Origin of the sequence: Mesorhizobium sp. M4A.F.Ca.ET.022.05.2.1 (assembly GCF_003998845.1) — a bacterium.
GTDB lineage: Bacteria > Pseudomonadota > Alphaproteobacteria > Rhizobiales > Rhizobiaceae > Mesorhizobium.
Map to the genome: position 1 here is coordinate 1 of NZ_RZOJ01000408.1, position 5440 is coordinate 5440.

The window sequence follows — 5440 nt, forward strand, 5'->3', positions numbered from 1 at the left end:
GCCTATCAGGGCCGGCCGGATGCCCCCGCCTCTCTTTCGACAGATGTCGCGCTTTTGAAGGGCGGCCTCGACAGGCTGGCAGCCAACGACATTGCCGGCGCGCGCCAGGTGCGCGAGGTGCTGCCCGCCAATTCGCTCGACCGCCATATATTGGCCTGGGCGATCGCGCTCTATGGTGGCGACCAGGTGCCGAGCGGCGATATCGCCGATGCCGCACAGATGCTGCCGAACTGGCCGGGCACGATCGCGCTGCGCAAGAACAGCGAGCGCGCGCTCTATCGCGAGAACCCCTCGCCGCAGGTCGTGGTGCAGGCGTTCAAGGGCAGCCAGCCGCTGACCCCGGAAGGGGTGATCATCCTTGCCCGCTCCTATGTCGCCATTGGCAACGCCAAGGCGGCGCGCTCAGTGCTGTCGCCGTTCTGGCGAACGGAAAGACTGGAAGCCAAGGACGAGGCGACCATCATCAAGGAGTTCGGCACGCTCATTCCCGCCGCCGACCACCGCTTCCGCATGGAACGCATGTTCTATGCCGATCGGCCTTCCTCGGCGCTGCGCGTGGCAGCGCTCGCAGGCGCCCAGCCGCTGGCCGATGCCTGGACGGCGGCCAGCCGTGGCGACAAGAACGCGGCCAAGCTGCTCAAGTCCGTGCCCGCGGCGCAGCGTCAGGCCGGCTATTTCTTTGCCGAGGCCGAATATCTGCGCAAGCAGCAGAAATTCGCCGACGCCGCCACAGTCGTGATGAAAGCGCCGACCGATCGCGAGGCACTGGTCGATCCCGACGCCTGGTGGGTGGAACGCCGGGTGCTGTCGCGCGAGCTGGTCGACCAGGGCGACATGAAGACGGCCTACAAAATCGTCTCCATGCACGCGGCCGAAAGCCCAGCCAGCGCCGCAGAGGCCGAGTTCCACGCCGGTTGGTATGCGCTGCGCGGCCTCAACGACCCGGCTACCGCGGCTACCCACTTCGCACGCATCGCCGACCTCGCGCAGGGGCCGGTGTCGCTGTCGCGCGCCTATTACTGGCTCGGCCGCGCGGCCGAAGTGGGCGGGCCCGGCGACGCGAAGGCGTATTTCACCCGCGCGGCTGCCTATGGCACCACTTTCTACGGCCAGCTCGCCGGCGAGCGCGTGGGCTTGCGGACTCTCAACATCGCCTATCCGCAGCCAAGTGCCGCCGACCGGCAGAATTTTGCCGGCCGCGAGGCGGTCAGCGCCATCAAGCGGCTGCAGGAGGCGGGCTATGACCGCTATGCCGAGACGCTCTATCGCGACCTTGCCGGGCAGTTGACCAGCCCCGGCGAGCTGGCGCTGCTTGCCGTGCTCGCCGAAAAGCAGGGCAACCATTTCATGGCGCTGAAGGTCGGCAAGATCGCCGCCGCGCGCGGCATCGATGTCGGCGCGCTGTCGCACCCGCTTGGCGTCATCCCCGACACCGCCGACATTTCCGGGTCCGGCAAGGCGCTGGCCTATGCGATCGCGCGCCAGGAAAGCGAGTTCAATGTCGGCGCGATCTCCAGCGCCGGCGCGCGCGGGCTGCTGCAATTGATGCCGGGCACGGCCAGGCAATTGGCGAAGAAGGCCGGGCTGACGTTCTCGCAGACGCGGCTGACCAGCGACGCCGGCTATAATGCGACGCTGGGCGCCGCTTTCCTCGGCGAGCAACTCGACCGCTTCAGCGGCTCCTACGTGCTGACTTTTGCCGGCTACAATGCGGGTCCCAACCGCGCCGCCCAATGGGTGGCCAAATACGGCGACCCGCGCGGCAAGGACACGGATGCCGTCGTCGACTGGATTGAGCGGATTCCCTACACGGAAACAAGAAGCTACGTGCAGCGCGTGATGGAGAATTACGAGGTCTACAAGATGCGTATTTCCGGGAAGTACGACATCGTCGGAGATCTGGTGAATGGGCGGAGTTGAGTCGCTCCCTTCTCCCACAAGAGAAGAGGGGAACAGCCTCGCTGGATTTGACCGCCCCCCGCCCCCGCCTGTAGCACTCGCGGACGATCCGACAATGGCGAGGAATCGCGTCCGCATGCCAAACGAAGGTTTCTCCGACTTCTTCTATGATGCGCCGGATGGGCTCAGGCTTCACGCGCGACTCTATGGCGGGACCGATTCCCCACATTGGCCTGTCGTCTGCCTGCCCGGCCTCACCCGCAACGCGCGCGACTTCCACGAATTGGCACTGCGCCTGTCGAGCCAAACCGAGCGCAGGGTTGTCGCCTTCGACTATCGCGGGCGCGGGCAATCGGCCTATGACCCTGATATCAGCCATTACACTGTCGGCGTCGAGGCCGGCGATGTCCTGGCCGGGCTGGCGGCACTGGACATCGAGGACGCCGGTTTCATCGGCACCTCGCGCGGCGGGCTGATCATCCATGTCCTCGGCGCGATCGCGCCGGCGGTGCTGAAGGCCGTCGTTCTGAATGACATCGGCCCGGTGATCGAGGCGCCCGGCCTCGCCCATATACGCTCCTATCTCGACGGCGCACCGAAGCCGAGGACGTTTACCGAGGCACTCAGTGCCCAGCGCGGCGTGCATGGCGCAGACTTTCCGGCACTGACCGAAGCGGATTGGGAGCGAATGGTGTCGGCGCTCTATCGCGAGACCGACGCCGGGCTGATGTCGGATTTCGACCCAAGGCTGGTCGATACGCTGGCCGGTCTCGACTTCAGCAAGCCGCTGCCCGATCTGTGGCCGCAATTCGAGGCGCTCACGGCGTTGCCGCTGCTTGCCATACGTGGCGCAAACTCCAAGCTGCTGTCAGCAGCAACGCTTGCGGAGATGCAAAAGCGCCATCCCGGCATGGAAGCAATCACGGTCGAGGGCCAGGGTCATGCGCCGTTCCTCGAAACGGGCACCTTGCCTGTCGCCATCGCCGCGTTCCTGGATCGGGCGGAGCGGAAAATCCAAAAGAAGTAATCCAAAGTTCAAAATCGGCCGATGAGCTATTGCAACAGTATAGAAACACTTAGAAAGGCAATCGCTTCCGGAATTACGGCAACCGGTTCTGAACGTCGGCGCCGCCCCTCATCCCCCTTCGGCACCTTCTCCCAGTGAACGGGGAGAAGGAAACGAGCTAGTTGGCCCTGGAACTTTTCCCGGCTGCTTTCACCGCAGCCGCTTCGCGCTTCGGCTTACGCGCCGGCTTTGAGGATGTGGGCGTGGTCAAGGGCGAAGAAAACATGGAATTTTCCGCGCCCTTCGCCGCCCCGTCGTTGCGCGGCGTTTCCAGCACGAAGACGCAGCCGTCAAGGTCGTTGGTGGCGAGATGCGCGTAGCGCATGGTCATCGACAGCGTCTGGTGGCCGAGCCACATCTGCACGCGCCTGATGTCGATGCCGCCCTGGACGAGTCGCGAGGCGCAGGTGTGGCGCAGTATGTGCGGCACCACCTGTTCGTCGGCGGCAAGGCCAACCTCGCCCTTCGCCTCATTCCAGATGGCGCGGAATTGCGCCTGGCTGAACGTGGTGAAGGGGCCCTTGGGACGGCGTCCCTCGGTGACTGGCAGCTTGATGACTTCCTTGACGCGAGCGGTCATCGGAATGGTCCGGCTGCGACCGGACTTGGTGATCCAGAAGGAGACGCGGTGCTCCTGGATGTCGTTCCAGATCAGGCCGAGCGCCTCGCCGAGGCGGCAGCCGGTGTCGACAAGGAAGACGGCGAGCCGGTAAGCGTCCTCGCTGCGGCTCCTGATCGCCGCAAACAGCCTCGCCTCTTCGTCCTTTTCCAAGAAACGAATCCGTCCCGCCCGCTCCTTCTGGCGGCGGAACTCGGGCAGGCTGTGGATATCCCCCATCTTGTGAGCCTTGCGCAGCAGTTTGCTGAGAGCGGCCATCTTACGATTGATGGTCGCGTTGCTGTTGCCGCGCTGGCGCAGGGTTCCGATAAGGTTGTCCAGGGTGCTCTGGTCAAAGGCGCTGAAACGCTCCCCGAGGAGGATCTCATCGATTTCGCCGATGAAAGAGCTGACATTGTATTTATGTCGCCCATCATCCCAGAGTATATCCCGATATGCTGAAAACAGCTCTCCGACCCGATACGACTTTACTTCTCTTATCTTGTTGTAGCTGTATTTTATTTTTGCAGTCTGAGAAGAAAAGATCGCGAAATGGTCAGAGGGCACCCCCTCTTGAATCGCTTCGTTCGTCATTTTTTGGCCACACCCCCACGTGGATAGGCGACACCTATCCGCTCGGAAGCGTCCTTTCAAGAGTTTAAGTCAGACAAAACGATCTCATCCGCCAGGAGGGCGGATCCCACGAAATCGCTTGAGCAGACTTCAATTCAGCTACCGAACCCCCTTTTCCTTCTGTTGCCCAGCCCAGTCACGAAAACAAAACAGCCCGGGCGTTTGGAGCGCCCGGGCTGGATTTCACCTGTGGACAACCAGTCCTTAGAACGAGCGCTGGAAGCGGACCATGCCGCCGATGGCGTCGTCGTCCTGAGCGTTGGTCCAATCGGAGACGGTATCTTCGCCGACGTTGATGTAGTCGACTTCGGCCGTGATCGTCAGGCCGGGGACGATGTCGTAGGCAATGTTTGCGGCAGCGCCGAAGTTCTTGCCTTCGTCATAAGACAGCTGGGTGTTGAACGAGGTCTTCTCGTTGAACTTGTAGGTGGCGCCGCCCCAGATTGCCCAGTTGCCGCTCCACTGCTTGTAGAAGCCGCGACCGCCAGCGTCGATCGCATTGCCAGCGTCATCCAACAGATTGTCGTCGGTGCCGTAGCCGGCCATGACGAACAGCGAGATCGCGTCGGTGGCGTTGACGTCCAGGCGAACCTTGCCGGCGACTTCCTCGTAGTTGGCGTCATAGGCGACGACGCCGGTGATGGCGCCCCAGCCCTGCGTGTACTTCAAGCCGCCGACGACATGCGGAACGTAGCTGTCGATCGTGCCGACGACGCCCGAGCCTTCTTCGAGCGAGAGGACGGCGGAGAAACCGTTGCCGGCGTCGAAGTAGTACTGGATGACGTTGGTATCGAAGTCACCGTACGGAACCAGCGTATCCTGGATGACGTTGCCGGCGTAGCCGATGAACGTATTGAAGGCCGATTCGTCCTTACCGACGCGGAGGCCACCGAGCTGGATCCAGGCGAAGTTCAGCGAAACGCCCTTGTTGCCGGCCGGGTTGGAGAAGGTCTCATCCGCCAGCGTCGCCGGATTGTCCTCGATGCCGTAGGTGTTGCGGTTGCCGAAGTTGAAGCGGGTCTCGGTGAAGGTCTTCAAGGTGCCGAGCTCGGTCTCCTGGCCGGTCCAGGTCTTCAGCGTGAAGCGGGCCTGCTTGTACCAGGTGTCCTGCTCGTCGCCATCCTGGTGGTCGACTGACGACGCGCCGTCGTACGAGCCGACGTCGCCGAGGCCGATGTCGTAACGGACATAGCCGCCGATGCGCAGGCAGGTTTCGGTGCCGGGGATGTAGAAGTAGCCCGAGC

Annotated in this window: 4 protein-coding genes; 2 read left to right on the forward strand and 2 right to left on the reverse strand. The window is 63.2% G+C overall.

Annotated elements, in window-relative coordinates; all coding sequences use genetic code 11:
- Both EN745_RS29090 and EN745_RS29095 read left to right on the forward strand, forming a co-directional pair.
- The coding region (locus EN745_RS29090) for a lytic transglycosylase domain-containing protein (protein WP_145992184.1) at window positions 1–1920 on the forward strand (1920 nt) is incomplete at its 5' end.
- Between the two features lie 115 nt (window positions 1921–2035).
- Window positions 2036–2926 (forward strand): alpha/beta hydrolase, encoded by an 891-nt coding sequence (locus EN745_RS29095; protein ID WP_127422828.1) that lies wholly within the window; start codon window positions 2036–2038, stop codon window positions 2924–2926.
- A 157-nt stretch (window positions 2927–3083) separates the two neighbouring features.
- Here EN745_RS29095 and EN745_RS29100 read toward each other — a convergent pair whose 3' ends face one another.
- Window positions 3084–4157: a site-specific integrase gene (locus EN745_RS29100; protein WP_126055726.1), complete on the reverse strand. Its 1074-nt coding sequence runs from the start codon at window positions 4155–4157 to the stop codon at window positions 3084–3086.
- A 243-nt stretch (window positions 4158–4400) separates the two neighbouring features.
- On the reverse strand, window positions 4401–5440 hold a 1040-nt coding region (locus EN745_RS29105; protein ID WP_145992185.1), incomplete at its 5' end, for a porin.